The sequence below is a fragment of the Acidovorax sp. 22279 genome (assembly GCF_052045435.1).
Classification (GTDB): domain Bacteria; phylum Pseudomonadota; class Gammaproteobacteria; order Burkholderiales; family Burkholderiaceae_C; genus Acidovorax; species Acidovorax delafieldii.
On record NZ_JBQEOV010000015.1, the window covers coordinates 66,354 to 87,378 of the forward strand.

At 64.3% G+C, this 21,025-nt stretch carries 18 protein-coding genes; 12 read left to right on the forward strand and 6 right to left on the reverse strand.

Annotated elements, in window-relative coordinates; all coding sequences use genetic code 11:
- Positions 1-41: 41 nt before the first annotated feature.
- From ACTJKQ_RS18895 to ACTJKQ_RS18910, 4 genes are all read right to left on the reverse strand, one after another.
- On the reverse strand, positions 42-1,169 hold the full coding sequence (locus ACTJKQ_RS18895; protein WP_056062370.1) for a branched-chain amino acid ABC transporter substrate-binding protein: 1,128 nt from the start codon (positions 1,167-1,169) through the stop codon (positions 42-44).
- Between the two features lie 131 nt (positions 1,170-1,300).
- Positions 1,301-1,891, reverse strand: coding sequence for a hypothetical protein (locus ACTJKQ_RS18900; RefSeq protein ID WP_440597719.1), 591 nt, complete (start codon positions 1,889-1,891; stop codon positions 1,301-1,303).
- Complete coding sequence (locus ACTJKQ_RS18905; RefSeq protein ID WP_291435623.1) at positions 1,891-2,325, reverse strand: DNA polymerase III subunit chi; 435 nt, start codon at positions 2,323-2,325, stop codon at positions 1,891-1,893. Before ACTJKQ_RS18905 ends, ACTJKQ_RS18900 begins: the two co-directional genes overlap by 1 nt.
- Positions 2,326-2,331: 6 nt before the next feature.
- Entirely contained in the window at positions 2,332-3,888 is a 1,557-nt protein-coding gene (locus ACTJKQ_RS18910) for a leucyl aminopeptidase (RefSeq protein WP_440597720.1), read from the reverse strand.
- Between the two features lie 23 nt (positions 3,889-3,911).
- Between ACTJKQ_RS18910 and lptF the strand changes: the two genes are divergently transcribed.
- The 6 genes from lptF to ACTJKQ_RS18940 all read left to right on the forward strand — a co-directional run bounded on the left by lptF (position 3,912) and on the right by ACTJKQ_RS18940 (position 9,341).
- Positions 3,912-5,018: an LPS export ABC transporter permease LptF gene (gene lptF / locus ACTJKQ_RS18915; protein WP_291435627.1), complete on the forward strand. Its 1,107-nt coding sequence runs from the start codon at positions 3,912-3,914 to the stop codon at positions 5,016-5,018.
- A complete protein-coding gene (gene lptG / locus ACTJKQ_RS18920; protein WP_291435629.1) occupies positions 5,015-6,124 on the forward strand; it encodes an LPS export ABC transporter permease LptG in 1,110 nt (369 codons plus the stop codon). The genes lptF and lptG overlap by 4 nt, the downstream gene beginning before the upstream one ends.
- Positions 6,125-6,146: 22 nt before the next feature.
- Positions 6,147-6,518: a sirohydrochlorin chelatase gene (locus ACTJKQ_RS18925; RefSeq protein ID WP_440597721.1), complete on the forward strand. Its 372-nt coding sequence runs from the start codon at positions 6,147-6,149 to the stop codon at positions 6,516-6,518.
- A 72-nt stretch (positions 6,519-6,590) separates the two neighbouring features.
- Positions 6,591-7,532, forward strand: coding sequence for a CysB family HTH-type transcriptional regulator (locus ACTJKQ_RS18930; protein WP_056062356.1), 942 nt, complete (start codon positions 6,591-6,593; stop codon positions 7,530-7,532).
- Between the two features lie 78 nt (positions 7,533-7,610).
- Positions 7,611-8,777 carry a pyridoxal phosphate-dependent aminotransferase gene (locus ACTJKQ_RS18935; protein WP_440597722.1) on the forward strand — a complete coding sequence of 389 codons (1,167 nt, stop codon included), beginning with the start codon at positions 7,611-7,613 and terminating at the stop codon, positions 8,775-8,777.
- A gap of 27 nt (positions 8,778-8,804) precedes the next feature.
- The gene (locus tag ACTJKQ_RS18940; protein WP_440597723.1) at positions 8,805-9,341 is read left to right on the forward strand and encodes a hypothetical protein; all 537 of its coding nucleotides are present in this window, start codon (positions 8,805-8,807) and stop codon (positions 9,339-9,341) included.
- A gap of 91 nt (positions 9,342-9,432) precedes the next feature.
- Here ACTJKQ_RS18940 and ACTJKQ_RS18945 read toward each other — a convergent pair whose 3' ends face one another.
- Positions 9,433-10,335, reverse strand: a complete 903-nt coding sequence (locus ACTJKQ_RS18945) for a DMT family transporter (RefSeq protein ID WP_440597724.1) — start codon at positions 10,333-10,335, stop codon at positions 9,433-9,435.
- A gap of 492 nt (positions 10,336-10,827) precedes the next feature.
- On the opposite strand from ACTJKQ_RS18945, the gene kdpF reads away from it, so the two are divergent.
- The 6 genes from kdpF (at position 10,828) to ACTJKQ_RS18975 (ending at position 19,000) form a co-directional block, all read left to right on the forward strand.
- Positions 10,828-10,923 carry a K(+)-transporting ATPase subunit F gene (kdpF, locus tag ACTJKQ_RS18950; RefSeq protein ID WP_056062349.1) on the forward strand — a complete coding sequence of 32 codons (96 nt, stop codon included), beginning with the start codon at positions 10,828-10,830 and terminating at the stop codon, positions 10,921-10,923.
- Positions 10,920-12,713, forward strand: a complete 1,794-nt coding sequence (gene kdpA / locus ACTJKQ_RS18955) for a potassium-transporting ATPase subunit KdpA (RefSeq protein ID WP_440597725.1) — start codon at positions 10,920-10,922, stop codon at positions 12,711-12,713. Before kdpF ends, kdpA begins: the two co-directional genes overlap by 4 nt.
- Positions 12,714-12,733: 20 nt before the next feature.
- Positions 12,734-14,800 (forward strand): potassium-transporting ATPase subunit KdpB, encoded by a 2,067-nt coding sequence (gene kdpB / locus ACTJKQ_RS18960; RefSeq protein ID WP_440597726.1) that lies wholly within the window; start codon positions 12,734-12,736, stop codon positions 14,798-14,800.
- 51 nt (positions 14,801-14,851) lie between these two features.
- Complete coding sequence (gene kdpC / locus ACTJKQ_RS18965) at positions 14,852-15,469, forward strand: potassium-transporting ATPase subunit KdpC (RefSeq protein ID WP_108496989.1); 618 nt, start codon at positions 14,852-14,854, stop codon at positions 15,467-15,469.
- 67 nt (positions 15,470-15,536) lie between these two features.
- On the forward strand, positions 15,537-18,254 hold the full coding sequence (locus ACTJKQ_RS18970) for a DUF4118 domain-containing protein (protein WP_440597727.1): 2,718 nt from the start codon (positions 15,537-15,539) through the stop codon (positions 18,252-18,254).
- A 23-nt stretch (positions 18,255-18,277) separates the two neighbouring features.
- Entirely contained in the window at positions 18,278-19,000 is a 723-nt protein-coding gene (locus ACTJKQ_RS18975) for a response regulator (protein ID WP_440597728.1), read from the forward strand.
- A 78-nt stretch (positions 19,001-19,078) separates the two neighbouring features.
- Here the strand turns inward: ACTJKQ_RS18975 and ACTJKQ_RS18980 are convergent, their stop codons facing one another.
- The gene (locus ACTJKQ_RS18980) at positions 19,079-20,995 is read right to left on the reverse strand and encodes a DUF3857 domain-containing transglutaminase family protein (RefSeq protein ID WP_440597729.1); all 1,917 of its coding nucleotides are present in this window, start codon (positions 20,993-20,995) and stop codon (positions 19,079-19,081) included.
- Between the last annotated feature and the right edge of the window lie 30 nt (positions 20,996-21,025).

A 21,025-nucleotide genomic window follows, 5' to 3' on the forward strand; every position in this document is an offset into this window, starting at 1 on the left:
CAAGGCACCGAAATGCCCCGCAGCAGAAAGCAACACTCCAATTACAGAGGTGTCTTCTTGCCGTCCTTGTAGACGTACAGCGTGATCGCTGGGTTCTTCATTTCGCCGTTGGGTTCGAAGGCGATGGTGGAGGTCACGCCCTTGAAGTTGGACTTGGCGAGTTCGTTCACGTACACCTTGGGGTCCACGGAGTTGGCGCGCTTCATAGCGTCCACCAGCAGGAACGTGGCGTCATAGGTGTAGGGGCTGTACACCTGGAACTGGTTGGGGTACTTGGCGTCGTACTTGGCCTTCCAGGCCGTACCGCCAGGCATCTTGGCCAGCGAGGAGCCGCCTTCCGCGCAGATCACGTTAGCCAGGGTCTTGGCACCGGCAGCCAGCTTGGCGATTTCGGACGTGCAGACGCCGTCACCACCGAAGTACTTGACGTTGGCCATGCCCAGCTGTTCCATCTGGCGCAGCATGGGACCGGCTTGAGGGTCCATACCACCGTAGAACACGGCATCAGGGTTCTTGGCCTTGATGGCGGTCAGGATGGCCATGAAGTCCGTGGCCTTGTCGGTCGTGAACTGCTCGTCCACCACCTTCATGCCCTTGGCCGTAGCGGTCTTCTTGAACACGTCGGCAACACCTTGGCCGTAAGCAGTACGGTCATCGATGATGGCAACGGTCTTGAGCTTCAGCGTGTCCACAGCGTAGAAAGCCAGACCAGCGCCCAGGGCGTTGTCGTTGGCGATGATACGGAACGTGGTCTTGTAGCCAGGCTTGGTCAGGTTGGGGTTGGTCGCAGCGCCCGTCACCATGGGGATGCCGCAATCGTTGTACACCTTGGAGGCGGGGATCGTCGTACCGGAGTTGAGGTGGCCGACAACGCCAGCGACCTTGGAGTCGCACAGCTTTTGTGCGGCAGCAGTGCCCTGCTTTGGATCGGCAGCGTCATCTTCAGCCTGCAGCTCGAACTTGATCTTCTTGCCGCCGATGGTGACGCCTTGAGCGTTCAGCTCTTCAATGGCCATGCGGGCGCCATTTTCGTTGTCCTTGCCGTAGTGGGCTTGGGCGCCGGAAACCGGAGCCACGTGGCCGATCTTGACCACCTGCTCTTGTGCAGAGGCCACACCAGCAACAGCCGCGATAGCAGCAACCACGGTCAGTTTCAACTTCAATTGCATATCAAATCTCCAGTAAAGATAAACGCTGAGAATCTTCTTGTGTCTCAACGCAGGCGAACATATCGCAATTTACGGGCCAGATCATTAGGGAACACGATTAAACGCAAGAGAAACCACAGGGGAATACCCTGTCATCCCTTGGCCCCAGGGGGCGCACCACTGGCCAGCTCGTCCGCCACCGCCTCGTACACCGCATGCCGTACCACCGATTCGATCTCTTCGCGCAGACGCGGAAGCACTGACCGCGTCTGCTCCTGCACCACTGTGGCGATTGCTTCCCGCAAGCGCTGGTCCAGCACTACATCCACGCGCTGCATGACGCGGTGCACCATGTACTCCTCCATCCCATCTGGCAAGGCGCGGGCCGCAACGGGCGCAGCCCCTGGCTTTGGGCCAGCAGGGGTGGCAGCATGAACCGCCGGGCGAGATTGGACATGGGATACCGTAGAACGTGATGCCAGGGGAGCGGCCACAGGGATTGGCGCAGCCACCGGAGAGGCCACAGGACGCTCTGTGGCGGGGGGAGCGACTTGCGCCGCACCAGCCGGTCGCGCAGCGGGCAATGCAGGCCTGGCCAACGCCACAGACTGCGACGGTGACAGGACGGTGGTGCGGACCGCCGGATTTGAAGCCCCCGGCGCGAGGGGCGCCACGCCAGGCACCTGCACCACTTCGGTGAGCGTGGGTACAAACCGCGGAGGGGTTTTGGGTGGGAGCGCCATCAGCCCGCTTTCAGCACCAGATCATGGCGGGTAATGGCATAACCCCGGGACGCGTAATGGCGCCAACGCGCACGCGCCTGAGCACGGTCGGCGTCGTCCTGGGCGCTTACCACTTCGACCAGACGGTCAAACCGACCAAAACCTTCCGGGACTTCCGCATTCAGGTTCAACAGCACTTCGTGATGCGGTGCCAGGCGTGCATCCTGCGCCAGCAACACCGGAGAGGCCTGAACCAGCTCCTCGTCCGAGTCGGCGTGGCAATGGGCCACAAAGTCCTGCGGGGCCAACAACCAGAGCATGCGGTCCAGCGCCTGAAGCGCATCCGCAGGCGCGGCAATGACCAAACGAGCCCCGCTGCGCTGCACCTTGCGCGCAAACCGGCATGCGTAGGCCAGCTTGTCGGGTGCGTTGAAGTGAAAGGCTACCTCGGTCATGACGCGTCACGCAGCCTTGGTGCTGGAGGACCGCTTGGCGGCTGGTTTGCCCACAGCTCCAGCAGCGGCCGTCCTGGTCACGGAGCGTGACGCGGACTTGGGTGCCTTGGCTTGTCGGACCTGCGACCTGGACTGCTCGAGCACATAGTGCACCAGCAGGCCAACCGGGCGTCCTGTGGAACCCTTGGCCGCGCCTCCCTTCCAGGCAGTACCCGCAATGTCCAGGTGAGCCCAGGGCATGTCGCCGACGAACTTCTGCAAGAACTTGGCAGCGGTGATGGAGCCACCCGCACGGCCCGCCACGTTGCCCATATCGGCAAAATTGCTCTTCAAGCCATCTGCATAGTCATCGTCCAGCGGCATGCGCCAGCAGAGGTCTTGCGCGGCCTCACCAGCTGCCTGCAAGGACTCCGCCAGACCGTCGTTATTGGCAAACAAACCACTGCGTACGCCCCCCAAGGCGATCACGCAGGCGCCGGTCAGCGTCGCAATATCCACCACGGCGGCAGGCTTGAATCGCGCTGCATAGGTCAACGCATCACACAACACCAGGCGCCCCTCCGCATCGGTGTTCAAAATCTCGATGGTCTGGCCGCTCATGCTGGTGACCACATCGCCAGGTTTGACAGAACGCCCGTCCGGCATGTTTTCGCATGCGGGGATCAGGCCCACCACATTGACGGCAGGCTGCAGTTCGCCCAGCGCGCGGAACGTTCCCAGCACGCTGGCAGCACCGCACATGTCGAATTTCATCTCGTCCATCTCGGGCGCGGGCTTGATCGAGATGCCGCCGGTGTCAAAGGTGATGCCCTTGCCCACCAGCACGATGGGTGCCTGGTCCTTGGCAGCGCCGTTGTAGCGCAGCTCGATGAAACGCAGGGGCTCTTCAGAGCCCTTTGCCACAGCCTTGAAGGCGCCCATACCCAGACGCGCCACCTCTGCCGGGCCATGGACCTTGCACTGGATGCGTGGCAGCTTGGCCAGGGTTTTGGCTGCATCCGCCAGCAGGCTGGGGGTGGCGTGGTTGGCTGGGCGGTTGCCCCACTCCCTGGCAAACTCCACACCAGCGACCAGGGCGACCCCGCTGTCAAACCCGTCACGCGCACTGGCAGCATCCGGCACACCCACCACACAGCGGCTCAGGCTGCGTGCTTCCACCTTGGTCTTGGTGGTGGTGTAGACATAGCTCACGTCTGCCACCGCCTGCACAGCCGCGCTGACAGACGCCGCCGGGGCTGCGCCGGCAAAACACAGCACCACGCGCTTGGTCAGGGGCGCCTTGATGACACCACCCAGTGCCTGCAGCGCCTGGCGCGTTGCGCGAGCCGCCCCATCGCCCAACCCCACCAGCACCACGCGGCGGGCTGCAACGGCAGGCACCTGGTACAGCTGCAGGTGTTTGCCCGCCTTGGTGGTCAGATCTCCGTTCTTGAGTGCCAAAGCCGCCAGGGCAGACAGCGCGTCCTTGCCCGGCTTGAAGCCCTCGGGAAGCAGGACGATCAGCAGGTCGCATTTCTCCGAGGCTGCCGCAGCAAGTTCAAGGGTCTTGAGATCAAAGTTCATAATTGGTGTTTTCCTTCCAGCCAATGTTATTCGATTCATCCATCCGCAAGGAGCTGGCGCGCAGCTTCGGCGCGACCCTTGTGGTGCTGGTGACCGTGGTCATGACCATGATGCTCATCCGCACGCTGGGCCAGGCCTCCAAGGGCAGTGTCAGCCCGTCCGACGTGATGCTCGTCATGGGCTTCACTGTCTTGGGGCAATTGCCCACCATTCTCAGCCTCAGTCTGTTCATTGCGGTGGTCGGCACGCTATCGCGCATGTACCGTGACAGCGAAATGGTGATCTGGTTCGCCAGCGGGCGCGGCCTGATCAGTCTGGTGCGACCCCTGCTGCGCTTTGCCTGGCCGGTGATGGTGGTGATTGCCGTACTGTCGCTGCTGGTGTGGCCCTGGGCCAACTCCCAGATCCAGGAGCTCAAGACCCGCTACGAGCAACGCAGCGACATCGACCGCATTGCACCGGGCGAGTTCCAGGAGTCGTCCAACGGCAGCCGGGTGTTCTTCATCGACAAGGACACCCCCGACACGCAGGCCGCCAACAACGTCTTCATTGCCGCCAATGACGGCAAACGCGAATCCGTCACCTCCGCCCGCAGCGCCCGGCTGGAGACCCAGGGCGGTGAACGCATGGCCCTGCTGAGCGACGGTCAGCGCCTGGAGACCTCGCGGGACAAGCCCGGCGTGAAGATCAGCGAGTTCAGCCTGTACGGCACCCGCATCGGTAGTGCAGCCCCAAGTGCGGCGGAAGAACTGGCGGTGAAGACACGCACGACCTACGACCTCGTGATGCGGCCGCTGCCGGCCTACCGCGCCGAGCTGGGCTGGCGCCTGGGCCTGGCACTGGCCGCGCTCAACTTTGTGCTGCTGGGTCTGGCTGTGGCCAGCGTCAACCCACGCGCCGCGCGCAGCACGAGCATGGTGTTTGCGCTGTTTGCCTTCATCGTTTACTACAACCTCATGACCCTGGGCCAGAGCTGGGTGGGCGCGGACCGGCTGGGCCTGACCAGTTTCATGGTGCTGCTGCACGGCGGCATGCTGGCGGCCTCACTGCTGGTGCTTGCTGTCCGACACAACCAATGGACGATGGGCCGGCTATGGCAGTCCCTGCGCACCGGAGGGCAGTCCGCATGAAAACCATCCGCCGCCTGATCCACCGCGAGGCCCTGGGCGCCGTCACCTTCGTCACCGTAGGTTTTCTGGCCCTCTTCTTCTTCTTTGACCTGGTGGATGAGCTCCGCTGGGTGGGCCGTGCCGGGGAAGATGGCTACCAGCTATCGCACGCGCTGCTGTTTGTGGTGCTCAGCATCCCCAGTCACCTGTATGAACTGCTGCCCATCACGGTACTGATTGGCACCATCTTCGTAATGGCGCGCCTGGCCCAAAGCTCGGAGTTCACCATCATGCGCACCAGCGGCATGGGCCCTTGGCGCGCACTGCGTACCCTGCTCACGCTCGGCGGCGTCTTTGTGATGCTGACCTTCGCTGTCGGTGACTACCTGGCCCCCTTGACCGACCGCACCGCGCAGCTCATCAAAGTGCGCTACCTGGGGCGGCTGACGGCGGGCGCCACAGGCGCATGGCTCAAAGAACGGCAAGAAGACCATTCGTTTGCCGTCAACGTGCGCGCACTCACCCCCAATGGCGGCATGCTGGACGTGCGCATCTTCGAGTTTGACGAGAAGGGGCGCCTGGCGTCGCAGACCCGGGCTGCGTCGGGGCAGTTCGGCACCGATGGATCGTGGACCCTGGAGAAGGTGCAGCGAAGCCACTTTGAACAGCAAAGCGACAAGAACGAGGCCCGCGTGGAGCACCTGGAAAGCCCCTCCCTGCAGTGGCCGACCAAGATCAGTGCCGACATGGTGGCGGCCTCTTTGCTCAAGCCCGACCGCATGGCCACCCTGGACCTCTTTCAGTTCATTCGGCACCTGAACGCCAACGGCCAGTCCGCCCAGAAGTACGAGATCGAGTTCTGGCGCAAGGTGTTCTACCCCTTGAGCTGTCTGGTGATGGTGGTGCTGGCGCTGCCTTTTGCCTACCTGCATTTCCGCTCGGGCGGCATCGCGGGCTACGTGTTCGGCGGCGTGATGGCGGGCATCAGCTTCTTCCTGCTCAACAACGTCTTTGGCTATGCGGGCAATCTGCAAAACTGGTCGCCATGGCTGACAGCAGCGGCGCCCGGCCTGATCTACTCCCTGCTCTCGCTAGCGGCCTTTGGCTGGCTGGTGCTGAGACGCTGACACTCTGACCTCGCCCCGCCCCATGACCCACGCCATCGTCCTGTTTGCCCACGGGTCCCGAGACCCCCTGTGGCGCGCCCCCATGGAGGCAGTCGCAACGCGCATTGCAGCGCAAAGTCCGGGCCGCCGAGCCATCTGTGCCTACTTGGAACTGTGTGAACCAGCCCTGCCGGACGCCGTCCGGCAACTGGTGGCCGGTGGGGCCACCGCCGTCACAGTGGTTCCGATGTTTCTGGGCACCGGCAAACACGCCCGGGAGGATTTGCCCCTGCTGGTGCAGGAGCTGCGCACCGCCCACCCCGCCGTGCAATTCCACGTCCAGGCCGCCATCGGGGAGGATCCACGCATGACGGCCTTGATGGCAGAGATCGCCTGCGAAAGCCCGCCGCTCTGAAATTTCTGGGGTGCGGTTCATTCGCTTAGATGATTGCAGCATAATGATGCAATCCTTTAGGCGATATTCGATATGAATCTGCACCAATTCCGCTTCGTTCAAGAGGCTGCGCGCCGCAACCTCAACCTGACCGAGGCCGCCAAGGCCCTGCATACCTCGCAGCCAGGCGTCTCCAAAGCCATCATCGAGCTGGAAGAAGAACTGGGCGTGGACATCTTCGCCCGGCACGGCAAACGCCTCAAGCGCATCACCGAGCCCGGCCAGCATGTGCTCAAAAGCATCGAAGTCATCATGCGCGAGGTGGGCAACCTCAAGCGCATTGGCGAGCAGTTCAGTGCGCAAGACAGCGGCACCCTCAGCATCGCCACCACCCACACCCAGGCGCGCTATGTGCTGCCGGTGCCTGTGGCCCGCTTGCGCGAGGCCTACCCCAAGGTCAACGTGAGCCTGCACCAGGCCACACCGCACGAAGTGGCCCGCATGATCATCGACGAGGTGGCCGAGATCGGCATGGCCACCGAATCCCTGGCCGACTACCCCGAACTTGTCACCCTGCCCTGCTACGAATGGCAGCACGTGCTGGTGGTGCCCAACGACCACCCTCTGGCGCAAAAGGAACGCATCGGTCTGGACGACCTCGCGCACGAGGCGCTGATCACCTACCACCCCTCCTTCACCGGGCGCGGCAAGATCGATCACGCCTTCGCAGCGCGCAAGCTCACGCCCCGCATCGTGCTCGAAGCCATCGACTCTGACGTGATCAAGACCTATGTGCGCCTGGGCCTGGGCATCGGCATCGTGGCCGAGATGGCCATGCGCGATGACCCGGTGGGCGACCTGGCCGTGCGCCCCGTGGGCCACCTGTTCGGGCAGAGCGTGGCCCGCGTGGCCTTCAAGCGCGGCGCCTACCTGCGCAACTTTGTCTACAAGTTTGCCGAGCTGCTCAGCGACCGCCTGAGCCGCGAGCTGATTGCCCGCGCGATGACGGGCCATGTCAACGACTACGAACTCTGACCTGCGTTCCGATCTACATTCAGATCCGAAACACCCCGACCTCTTCCAGAATTTCCCCGTTTTCCAAGCTGCTGCGCCATGACCTCCACCACCGCCCGCACACCCGCCTTCCCGAGCAAGCTGCCCAACGTCGGCACCACCATCTTCACCGTGATGTCCGCCCTGGCCACCGAGCACAAGGCCGTCAACCTGGGCCAGGGCTTCCCCGACTTTGAATGCGCGCCCGAACTGGTGAACGCCGTCACCGTCGCCATGCAAGCTGGTCACAACCAATACCCGCCCATGACCGGCGTGCCCGCCCTGCGCGAAGCCGTGGCCCGCAAGATCGAGGCGCTGCACGGCCGCGCCTACAACCCCAACACCGAAATCACCATCACCGCGGGCGCCACTCAGGCCATCATCACCGCCATCCTGGCCATCGTGCACGCGGGCGACGAGGTGATCGTGCTCGACCCATGCTACGACAGCTATGTGCCCAACATCGAGCTGGCCGGTGGCAACGCCGTGCGCGTGCCGCTGACGCCCGGCACCTTCCGCCCTGACTTTGCCAAGATCAGCGCGGCCATTACGCCCCGCACCCGCGCCATCCTCATCAACAGCCCGCACAACCCCAGCGCCACCATCTGGACGGCCGAGGAAATGCGCCAGCTCGAAGACCTGCTCGCCCCCACCGACATCCTGCTCATCAGCGACGAGGTGTATGAGCACATGGTGTTCGACGGCGCCGAGCACCAGAGCGCCGCGCGCTTTGCAGGCCTGGCCGCCCGCGCCTTCATCGTGTCCAGCTTTGGCAAGACCTTCCACGTCACCGGCTGGAAGGTCGGCACCGTGGCGGCCCCTGCCGCGCTGACGGCCGAGTTCCGCAAGGTGCACCAGTTCAATGTGTTCACCGTCAACACCCCCGTGCAGCACGGCCTGGCCGCCTACCTGCAAGACCCCACGCCCTACCTGCAACTGCCAGCGTTCTACCAAGCCAAGCGCGACCTGTTCCGCGAGGGCTTGGCAGGCTCGCGCTTCAAGCTGCTACCCAGCACCGGCAGCTACTTCCAGTGCGTGGACATCTCGGCCATCAGCGATTTGAACGAAGCCGATTTCTGCCAATGGCTCACCCGCGAGGTGGGCGTGGCGGCGATTCCGTTGTCGGCGTTTTATGGCGACGGGTTTGACCAGCGCGTGGTGCGGTTCTGCTTCGCCAAGAAGAATGAGACGCTGCGGGCTGCGCTGGAACGGCTGCGCAAGCTGTGATGCACTGAATTGCGCCCCCACTCGAAGATGAAAAACAAGAAGCTTCAGATATCGCTTTTCGAATTTCTTCAGTCCGGCCGGTTTGGTCCTTTCACGCCGCGCAGAGATTGTTCGCCCGAACAAATTACGAAAATTTTCGGCCAACCTGACAGCATCGAGGTCTATGGGCCTGTCGGTCCCGGCGGTCCATATCGTCCAGGAGACGAACGCTGTTTTCCAATCATCCTGGCCTACGGCGACATCGAGTTCCACTTCGATGCACCTTCACTGCTGTACACCTTGTTCTCGGATCGTTTCTTCTCGGGGCACCCTCGCGGCGGCCCCTTAAAACTCACGGACACAGCCCTGCTGCGCCACAACAGGCCAATCGATGAATTCTTGATCTTGGCGAAATCAAGAGGCCTCGGAATCCGTTCGACTGTTCCCACTGATCCGCCGCTCGCAGTAACACTCACGACAGCCGAAGGAATCACCCTTCACTTCGAATACGAAGATGCAAGCATTCCCGGTTCCCAGCCCACCCTGCGAGCATTTTCTTGGGCGCATGACTTCCGACCCCGCTGAGGCCCTGCATAGAGTGGTCGCAGCGCTCTCAGGAGCATCAGGAGGGTCAAAGATTGATCACAGGCATCACCATGTACAGGGCATGCGACTGCTACCGGGTCTGCCTTGCCAACCATACACCCGCCGCCGCCAACCCCATCCCCGCCAGCGCCCAGCCGCTGAGCGTCTCGCCAAACATGGCCCAGGCGATCAGCGCTGTGGTGGGCGGGGTCAGGTAGAACAGGCTGGCCACATTGACCGCGCCGCCCCGGCGGATGAGCAGGTTCAACAGGCTCACGGCCCCCAGTGAGAGCACCAGCACCAGCCAGCCCAGCGCAAACACAAACTCGCCGGTCCACGATATGGCCATGGATTCGGTGGCGTAGGCGACGACGGCCATGGCCACCGCACAGGGCAGGTACTGAATGACCGAGCCCGTGCGCAAGTCGAACGAGGAGCAGAACCGCTTCTGGTACAGCGTGCCCGCCGTGATGCCCAGCAGCGCGACCACCGCCGGCAGCAGCATGCCCAGCAAAGCACCCACCGGCACGGTAGCCACCTTGCCGGCCACTACCAGCGCCACGCCGGTGAAGCCCAGGGCCAGGCCCGCCCATTGGGCAGGCCGCACCTTCTCGCCCAGCAAAGCCCCGGCCACCAGGGCTGTCAGCAGCGGCTGCAACCCCACCACCAGCGCGGTAATGCCCGACGGCAGCCCGTGCCCGATGGCCATGAACACCCCGCCCAGGTACACACCGTGCACCAGCAGGCCCGACACCCCGATGTGCAGCCAGGCCCTGCCCGACGGCGGCCACGGCGCACGCGCCACGGCCACCACCGCGAGCATGAGCACGATGACAATGGCAAAGCGCAGCGCCAGAAAGGTCAGCGGCTCCACATAGGGCAGCCCCAGCTTGGCGCCGATAAAGCCGGTGCTCCAGAGCGCCACAAACAGCAGGGGGACGAGGGAATCGAGCGGACTGGAAGCGCTGGGACGGAGCGGTGTGGCCTGGGTCATGGAGAACAGAAGCGTGATGCAGGGTGGGGATGATCGCAGCTTGCGAGCGCTTTTGCTGCAGGCCAATGTGAGCGTTCTCAAATGACCCGTTGGGAGAACGGACAGACCTCAAGGGGCGCCACACCTGCAGGGCGTGCTGACGCCCGAAACCGGTGCAAGAACCAGTAAACCCGCGCTACAGGGCAAAACTCTGAATAGAAATGGTCTGTAGCGCTTGAATATCATGCGCATACAGCTATAAATTTAATAGCAAATTGCCATACATCTTTATGCCAGCCAAGCCTGGCGCCCGCGCATCTTGATGCGATCTTGATACCCCACACCGCACTCTTGCGCCCATCTTGATGCGGCCGTTCCTAGCATCGGTCCATGTCTCAAGGAGGACGCTATGGACTGGATATTGATGGCGGTGGGAGGCCTGCTCTGGCTGGCCGTCTATGGCTTGGCCAAGGGTTGCGCGCTGCTGCAACGCCAAGCACAAGGGGGGCGGTCATGACCAGCGGCTGGATGATTCTGGCGGCCGTGCTCGCCGCTGCGCTTTTGGTGTACCTGATCGCCGTGCTGCTGCGGCCGGAGGACTTTTCATGAGCACCGGTGCCTGGCTGCAATTGGCGGTGTTCATGGCACTGCTGCTGGCGCTGGCTTGGCCGCTGGCGCGTTACATCGACACCGTGATGGCGGGACGCTTTGCCCTCGGGCGGCGGCTGGAAGGCCCGCTGTTCCAACTGGCTGGCGTGCGGCCCGATGAAGAGACCGGCTGGCTGCGCTACGCGCTGGGCCTGCTGGTGTTCAACGGCCTGGGCGTGCTGGCGGTGTATGCGCTGCAGCGCTGGCAAGCGGTGCTGCCGCTCAACCCTCAGGGCATGGCTGCGGTGGCACCCGATTCGGCCTTCAACACGGCCATCAGCTTTGTCACCAACACCAACTGGCAAGGCTATGGCGGCGAGAGCACCATGAGCTACCTCACGCAGATGCTGGCGCTGACGGTGCAGAACTTTCTGTCTGCCGCCACGGGCCTGGTCGTCGTCATTGCACTGGTGCGCGGGTTCGCGCGGCATTCAGCGCAGAGCATTGGCAATGTGTGGACTGACCTGACCCGTGCCACACTGTGGGTGCTCCTGCCCCTGTCGCTGGTGCTGGCCGTGGTGTTTGCAGGCCAGGGCGTGATTCAGAACCTGTCGTCCTATACCGAGGTACAGACGCTGGAGCCCGTGCACTACGACGCCCCCAAGCTCGATAGCGCGGGCCATCCCGTGCTCGACGCACAAGGCGCTCAGGTCACCGAGCCCGCCACACAAACCACCCAGACGCTGGCCATGGGCCCCCTGGCCTCGCAGTTGGCCATCAAGATGCTGGGCACCAACGGTGGCGGCTTCTTCAACGCCAACTCGGCCCACCCGTTCGAGAACCCCTCGGCCGCGAGCAACCTGTTGCAGATGCTGGCGATCTTCTTGATCCCAGCTGCGCTGTGCTTGGTGTTTGGCCGCATGGTGGGCGATGAGCGCCAGGGCTGGACGATTCTGGCAACGATGAGTCTGCTCTTCGTGGTCGCAGTAGTGGCAGCCACCGCCTTCGAGCAGCAGGGCAACCCGCTGCTTTCATCGCTGGGTGTGGACCAGGCCGCCAGCGCCCTGCAGGCAGGCGGCAATATGGAAGGCAAGGAAACGCGCTTTGGCATCGCCACCTCGGCCCTGTTCGCCGTCATCACCACGGCGGCCAGCTGCGGCGCGGTAATTGCGATGCACGACAGCTTCACCCCCCTCGGCGGCATGGTGCCCCTCGTGCTGATGCAGATGGGCGAGGTGGTGTTTGGCGGTGTCGGCTCGGGCCTGTACGGCATGCTGGTGTTCGCCATCATGGCGGTGTTCATCGCCGGGCTGATGATTGGCCGCACACCCGAGTACCTGGGCAAGAAGATCGAGACGCATGAGATGAAGCTCGTGTCCATCGCCATCCTGGTCACGCCGTTGCTCGTATTGCTCGGTACCGCCGTGGCGGTGATGAGCGAGGCAGGCCGCGCAGGCCTCTCCAACCCCGGCGCACACGGCTTCAGCCAGGTGCTGTACGCGCTGTCTTCTGCCGCCAACAACAACGGCAGCGCCTTCGCAGGCCTGTCGGCCAACACCCCCTTCTACAACGTGCTGCTGGCCGTGGCCATGTGGCTGGGCCGCTTTGGCGTGATCGTACCGGTGCTGGCCATGGCCGGGTCCCTCGCCGCCAAGAAGCGCGCTACCGCCACCGATGGCACCTTGCCCACCCACGGCCCGCTGTTTGTGGCGCTGCTGGCTGGCGTGGTGCTGCTGGTGGGCTTGCTGAACTATGTGCCGGCCCTCGCGCTGGGCCCGGTGGTAGAGCATCTCGTGCTCACACCCCGTTGATAAATGGCTGGGAGATTGTGATGACTCGCAAAACATTGACCCTGTTCGACCCCGCCCTGGTACGCCCCGCGCTGCTGGAGGCTTTCAAGAAGCTGGACCCGCGCGTGCAATGGCGCAACCCGGTGATGTTTGTGGTGTACGTGGGCAGCGCCTTCACCACCGCGCTGGCCGCCAGCAAGCCCGAGGGCTTCACGGCTGCAGTCGCCCTGTGGCTGTGGTTCACCGTCCTGTTCGCCAACTTTGCCGAGGCCATGGCCGAAGGCCGCAGCAAGGCCCAGGCGGCCTCGCTGCGCGGCCTGAAAAAGCAGACCTGGGCCAAAAAGCTGGACGGCCAGTTTGACCGCACCACCCCACGCACGGCTATGACCTGGCTGCCGCTGGAGGCCGCCAACCTGCGCAAGGGCGACGTGGTGCTGGTGGAAGCCGGTGACACCATTCCCGCCGACGGCGAGGTGATCGACGGGGTGGCGTCGGTGGACGAAAGTGCCATCACGGGCGAATCGGCCCCGGTGATCCGCGAATCGGGCGGCGACTTCTCTGCAGTGACCGGTGGCACCCGCGTGCTGTCCGACTGGATCGTGGTGCGCGTGGCCGTGAACCCTGGCGAGACCTTTGTCGACCGCATGATCGCCATGGTGGAGAACGCCAAGCGCCACAAGACACCCAACGAGATCGCGCTGACCATCCTGCTGGTGGCGCTGACCATCGTGTTTCTGGGCGTGGTGGTTACGCTGCTGCCGTTCTCGCTGTTCAGCGTGCAGGCCAGCGGCGCGGGCGAGCCTGTGAGCCTGGTGGTGCTGGTGGCGCTGCTGGTGTGCCTGATCCCCACCACCATTGCAGGCTTGCTCAGCGCCATTGGTGTGGCGGGCATGAGCCGCATGATGCAGGCCAATGTGATCGCCACCTCGGGCCGCGCGGTGGAGGCTGCGGGCGATGTGGACGTGCTGCTGCTGGACAAGACCGGCACCATCACCCTGGGCAACCGCCAGGCCAGCCAGTTCGTGTCTGCGCCCGGCGTGACCGATGCGGCATTGGCAGACGCCGCCCAGCTTGCATCGCTGGCCGACGAAACCCCCGAAGGCCGCAGCATCGTGGTGCTGGCCAAGCAGAAGTTCAACCTGCGCGAACGTGACCTTTCCAGCCTGCAGGCGGTGTTTGTGCCCTTTACGGCGCAAACCCGCATGAGCGGAGTCGATCTGCCCGGCCCTCGCCTGCTGCGCAAGGGCGCGGCCGACGCCATCCGCAAGCATGTGGAAGCCCTGGGCGGGCGCTTCCCCACCGCCGTACAGACCGCAGTGGACGATGTATCGCGCCGTGGCAGCACCCCGCTGGTGGTGGCCGATGGCGCCCACGTGCTGGGCGTGGTGGAGCTCAAAGACGTGGTCAAGGGCGGCATCAAGGAGCGTTTTGCCGAGCTGCGCCGCATGGGCATCAAGACCGTGATGGTGACGGGCGACAACCGCCTGACGGCCGCCGCGATCGCGGCCGAAGCGGGTGTGGACGACTTCCTGGCCGAGGCCACACCCGAGGCCAAGCTGCAGCTCATCCGCAGCTACCAGGCCAATGGCCAGCTGGTGGCCATGACCGGCGACGGCACCAACGATGCGCCCGCCCTGGCCCAGGCCGACGTGGCCGTGGCCATGAACACCGGCACCCAAGCCGCCAAGGAGGCGGGCAACATGGTGGACCTGGACAGCAACCCCACCAAGCTCATCGAGATCGTGGAGACCGGCAAGCAGATGCTAATGACACGCGGCTCGCTCACCACCTTCAGCATTGCCAACGACATTGCCAAGTACTTCGCGATCATCCCGGCGGCGTTTGTCACCACCTACCCGCAGCTGTCGGCGCTGAATTTCATGCACCTGGCCAGCCCCTCGTCGGCCATCCTGTCCGCCGTGGTGTTCAACGCGCTGATCATCATCTTCCTGATCCCGCTGGCCTTGAAAGGCGTGGCCTACCGCGCCGTGGGTGCCGCCGCGCTGCTGCGCCGCAACCTGGCCATTTATGGGCTGGGGGGCATGGTGGTGCCATTCATTGGCATCAAGTTGATTGACATGGTGCTGGCCGCAGCCGGGTTGACCTGATCGCTGCCCATTCGCCAACACAGCGCCCTAATCACTGACAAGGAAAATCGTATGCCTATCCGTATTCCCCGCGACGACGTGCCCGCCAGCCCAGGCGGCCTGCTGCGCCCTGCCCTCACGCTGTTCGTCGTGCTGTCCATCGTCACCGGCCTGCTCTACCCGCTGGCCGTGACCGGTGTCGCACAAACGGCCTTCCCGCACCAGGCCAACGGCAGCCTCATCACCCAGGGTGGCAAGGCAGTGGGCTCCGAGCTGATCGGCCAGTCGTTCACCGAGCCTGGCCACTTCTGGGGCCGCCCATCGGCCACAGCGCCCATGCCCTACAACGCATCGGCCTCGGGTGGCTCCAATCTGGGCCCCACCAACCCGGCGTTGACCGATACCGTCAAGGCGCGCATTGAAGCGCTCCGTGCCGCCGACCCGGGCAACACCCGCCCCGTGCCCGTGGACCTGGTCACCGCGTCGGCCAGCGGGCTGGACCCACACATCAGCCCGGCAGCCGCGGCCTACCAGAGCGAACGCGTGGCCCGTGCCAGAGGCCTGCCCGTGGGACAAGTGCAAGCCTTGGTACAGCAGCACACCGACACCCCCTGGCTGGGCCTGCTGGGCGAGCCGCGTGTGAACGTTCTGGCCTTGAATCTGGCACTCGATTCGCTATCAAATAAATAGCTATCAGCGCAATTGATACTAGCGCTTGAGGCCTATTCGACATCAAATTGGTGGATACACTGTGCCCATGCAGGATCGCCCCGACCCCGACGCGCTGCTGCAGCGCATCCAGCAAGAGCAGGCCCAGCAGCAGCGCGGGCGGCTCAAGGTGTTTTTTGGCGCCTGCGCCGGGGTGGGCAAGACCTTTGCCATGCTGTCCGCCGCCCGGGCGGCGCAGGCGCAGGGCCTGCCCGTCACCATCGGCGTGGTCGAAACGCATGGCCGCACCGACACCGAGGCGCTGACCGCACACCTGCCGCGCCTGCCGCTGCGCGCCCTGCCCTACAAAGACCGCACCCTGCCCGAGTTTGACCTGGACGCCGCCCTGGCCTGGGGCGCCGCGCACCCCGAAGGCCTAGTGCTGCTCGACGAGCTGGCCCACAGCAACGTGGCCGGATCGCGCCACCCCAAACGCTGGCAAGACGCCGAAGAACTGCTGGCCGCAGGCATCGACGTGTGGTCCACCATGAACGTGCAGCACCTGGAGAGCCTGAACGACATCGTCAGCGGTATCACCGGCATCCGCGTGTGGGAGACGGTGCCCGACCAGTTTTTTGACGCTGCCGACGAAGTGGTGGTGGTCGACCTGCCGCCCGACGAGCTGCTGGCGCGCCTCAAAGCCGGCAAGGTCTACCTGCCCCAGCAGGCAGAGCGTGCCGCTGCCAACTTCTTTCGCAAAGGCAACCTGCTGGCCCTGCGTGAGCTGACCCTGCGCCGCACCGCCGACCGCGTGGACGACGAAATGCGCGCCTACCGCCGCGCCAGCACCACCACGCCAGAGGCCGTGTGGCCCAACCGCGAAGCCCTGTTGGCCTGCGTGGGCACGGGCGACAACGCCGAAAAGGTGGTGCGCAGCTGCGCCCGCCTGGCCGCCCAGCTCGACCTGCCGTGGCACGCCGTGCATGTGGAAACGCCCGAGCAGCAAGGCCAGTCGGCCACCCTGCACCCGCAGGTGGAGCGTACGCTGAAGATCGCGCAGCAACTGGGCGCCGCCGCCTGCGCCGTGCTGCCCGCAGCCCAGCCCGCCCAGGCCCTGGTGCGCTATGCGCGCGAACACAACCTTGTGCGTGTGGTCATGGGGCGCAGCACCCGGCGCTGGCCGTGGCAGGCCACGCTGGCCGAGCAGATCGGACAAAGTGCCAGCGACCTGGACCTGCTGCAGGTGGGCACACTGCCCAGCCGCAGCGCCGATACCACCGAACGCAAAACCACCCGCACCAGCACCGCAGCCCCCCGCGCTGCATTCTGGCCCGGCTACATCGCCGCCGCCCTGGCCTGCTGCATTGCCGCCGTCATTGCCACACCGCTGGCCAACGTGCTGGAGCTGACCAACATCGTCATGCTGTTTTTGCTGGTGGTGGTGGGGGTGGCGCTGCGCTTTGGTCGCGGCCCGGCCATCATGGCGGCGTTCCTGGGCGTGGGGTTTTTTGACTTCTTCTTTGTGCCGCCCCGCTTCAACTTTGCGGTGAGCGACGCGCAGTACGTCGTCACCTTTGCGGTGATGCTGGTGGTGGCCCTGGTGGTGGGCCAGCTCACCGCCGGGCTCAAGGTGCAGGCCGAGGCCGCCACCGACCGCGAACACCGCGTGCGCAGCCTATACGACATGGCGCGTGACCTGTCTGCAGCCCTGCTGCCCGAGCAGGTGGCCGAGATTGGCGCACGCTTTATCACGGGCGAGTTCAGCGCAGGCAGCACGCTGGTGGTGGCCGACGATGACAACCGCCTGCAGGTGCTGCCCGGAGGCACCGCCCCCGTGGACATGGCCGTGGCGCAATGGGCATTCGAGCGCGGCGAGCCCGCAGGCCGGGGCACCGACACCTTGCACTCCAGCCCCACGCTGGTGCTGCCGCTCAAGGCGCCCATGCGCATCCGTGGCGTGCTGGTGGTGGCCATGCCCCAAGGAGAGGTGCCTGGGGTGGAACCGCGCCGCCTGCTGCAGACCTGCGCCTCGTTGCTGGCCATCTCGCTGGAACGCATCCACTACATCGACGTGGCACAAAAGAGCACGGTGCAGATCGAGTCCGAGCGGCTGCGCAACTCGCTGCTCTCGGCCATCTCGCACGACCTGCGCACTCCGCTGGCCTCACTGGTCGGCCTGGCCGAATCACTGGCCATGGTGCAGCCGCCCCTGCCTGCCCATCAACAAGAACTGACCGGCGCCATCCAGCAATCGGCCCAGCGCATGAGCGCACTGGTCAACAACCTGCTGGACATGGCCCGCCTGGAGGCCGGGGCCGTACAACTCAACAAGGCCTGGCAGCCGCTGGAAGAAGTGGTGGGCAGCGCCCTCGCCGCCAGTGCCCCGGCCATCGCTGCGCACCGGGTTGAAGTGACACTGCCCGACGACCTGCCATTGCTGCAAATCGATGCCGTGCTGATGGAGCGCGTGCTGGTCAACCTGCTGGAAAACGCCGCCAAGTACACCCCCGCAGACACCACCATCCACATCAGCGCGCAGCCCCAAAGCGACGCGGTGGCACTGACCCTCACCGATGAAGGCCCCGGCCTGCCCAAAGGCCGCGAAGAGTTGCTGTTTGAAAAGTTCGAGCGCGGCGCCCGCGAGAGCGCGACGCCCGGTGTGGGCCTGGGGCTGGCGATTTGCCGCGCCATCGTTCAGGCGCATGGTGGCAGCATTCGGGGCGATACGATCTTGAACGCTCAAGGCCAGGCTGCCGGGGCGCGCTTTACGCTGCTGCTGCCACGCGGCACACCGCCCACCGACCTGGGCGATGACGCCGACGCCTGACACCCTTGCATCCATGCCATGCCATGACCGACCTGCCCACGCACATCCTCATCGTTGAAGACGAAGCCGATATTCGCCGCTTTGTGCGCCTGACGCTGGAGACCGAAGGCCACACCGTGCACGAGGCCGCCACCCTGCAGCGCGGCCTGATCGAAGCGGGCACCCGCCGCCCCGACCTGGTGGTGCTGGACCTGGGCCTGCCAGATGGGGATGGCGTGGATTTGATCCGCGACCTGCGCACCTGGTCGGCCATGCCCATCATCGTGCTCTCGGCCCGCAGCGCCGAGGCCAGCAAGATCGCGGCGCTGGACGCAGGGGCCGACGACTACCTCGTCAAGCCCTTTGGCTCCGGCGAGCTGATGGCACGCGTGCGCGCGCAGCTGCGGCGCAGCCAGCGGGCCTCCAGCCCAGAGGCGATACCCGTCATCCAGTTCGGCAACATCACCGTGGATCTGGCCCGCCGCACGGTAGAGCGCCGCACGCAAAGCAATGGCGAAGGCGATGGCAGCGAGGCCCTGCACCTCACGCCCATCGAATACAAGCTGCTCACCTACCTGGCCTCCCAGCCCGACCGCGTCATCACCCACGCCCAGCTGCTCAAAGCCGTGTGGGGCCCAGGCCATGCCGAGGACACGCACTACGTGCGCGTGCACATGGCCAACCTGCGTAAGAAGGTGGAGGACAACGCCTCCATGCCCCGGCACTTGCGGACTGAGGCGGGTATCGGGTACCGGTTCGTACCCTAAAGCCCGGCCTTCAAGAGTTACACCAGCACCACCATGCCGCGCTCGGCCTGCAGCATGCAGACCAGGGCTTGAGCGGCGTTAACGGCTTTTACGCTTGTAGAAGACCTGTTGCTGTAGATGGTCCGAAATCGGCTTGACCTCCGTATTCCATTGCGCCAAGTACTCTGCGCTGCAGATACCGTCCGGCGTCGCGTCCTTGAGCTCGCGCACAACCTTGAAGCCGCTTTTGGTTCGCTGATACGAGCTGTTGTAATTGATCAGCTTGTTTCGCGTCTTCATATTGGGAGGTACCTGCGTGAAGGCCACGCCGGGCACCAGCTCCAGATCGTAGGTCTCGTAGCTCGAGTACCCAAAGCATGTGCTGCGGCGGCGCGGCGCGACGTCCTCGTGCTCACCGCCCAGCCTGGAGATCGACAAGGGCAGGGAGATCACAGGCCCGAGGTGGAAGGCCCCTTGCGCGCTGGACGACAGGTAGTTGTCGATATCGAAAGCAATGCTGAAGGCATACTGGTCCGACAGCAGCTTGCTACCAGACAGGTCGCCCTTGTCGACCGTCCCCTTGCCCTTCCAGCCGGACGAAGACAGGACTTTCTTCACGAAGTCACGCTCACTCTCGCCTTGCAATTTGCGCATGTAATCACGCAAGTAAGCAGCTTTGGCGCCTTTCATCTGCACCTGCAGCGTGCCTGTCGCGCCGCCGTTGGCCGCAAGCTTCAGCGCCATGTGCATCCGCTGTTCCGTGTGGGCTGGGTTGCCCGCAGGAATCTGCGCCAGCGCCTTGCCCTCACGCACGTGGATCACAGGCTTTGCGTAAGCATCTTCCGGCAGGTAGCCAAACGGAATCTGCTTCGCCGTTGCGTCCAAATACACGCCGAAATCAGGCAGGTAGTTGATGACATGGTTCACGGTGGAAACGACGGGCGTTGCGGGCAGGTCGTAAAGGCTTCCCGAGTTAATCAGCACCTGCTCGCTGTGGACGCCAACGGCGGCCAGCAGCGCCTGCAGGAGCGTAGCGTGGTCCTTGCAGTCACCCATCTTGTTGTCCAGCACCACATCGACATCACGCGGGACCACCGCACCCACGCCAATGCAGTTGCCACCGTAAGTGATCTGGGTGGAGACCCACTCGTACAGCAGCCTCGCGCGCTCACGCGGAATTGCCTGGTTGCCAACAATTGATTCAGCCAGCGCCCGGACACGCGGTGTGGGCTGCGCCTTGGGCAGTGCGCGGTCGCCATAGGCCTTGGCGATGCTCTCGTAGTCCGGGAAGGTGCTGACCAATAAAACGGGCGTCTCTTCCAGCCGCCAGATTCCGGCATCCGCCTCGTCCCATCTGCGCGGCACAGGGTTCTGATAGCGCCATTCGCGCACCACCACATCACTTTGCACGGTGGCGGATTGCTCCTTGAGGTCATGTGCCTCAAAGCGCAAGTTCAAACCCTGAGGGGCACGCACGGTAATACGGGAATCCTGGTGCACACCGTAGGGCGAGAAGCTTTGCACCGTCGAGAATGCCCCAGGAAACATCGGAACCTTGTCCTCGATCTTGTAGATCACGCCCACCGAGTCACCCACGGCCACATCAGGAAAGACCACCGAGATGCGCGAGCGGTCCGAGAACATGGGCTTGTTGCCGTCGCGCCCGTCGCTGACTTCAGTCTGGTAGTTGTTGGGCGGAGCCACGATGCGGCGGCCGTCGGGCTTCTCCGTGAAAGCTTCAACGATCTGGCCCTGCTGAATGCTGCTGCTGTAGGAGAAAGAAAAGGACTTCATCCTCTCCAACGCACTGGAATGCACGATCTGATTGACTGTAGCGAAGGTGACCGAAGACTTTCCGTCTGCGGCAACGTCATAGGTCGTGTGAAGCTGCCTTGAAATCACCGGCACAGACGACGCATCGCCCGATTGCGCCATGGCGACGCACCATGAAAGCGCCAAAACTCCCGCCAGCGCGCCTCGCGCGTACCAGCGCCCTTCCTTCGTGGAACGGATCATATTTTCTCCCTCCAAATTTTTGATATTCAG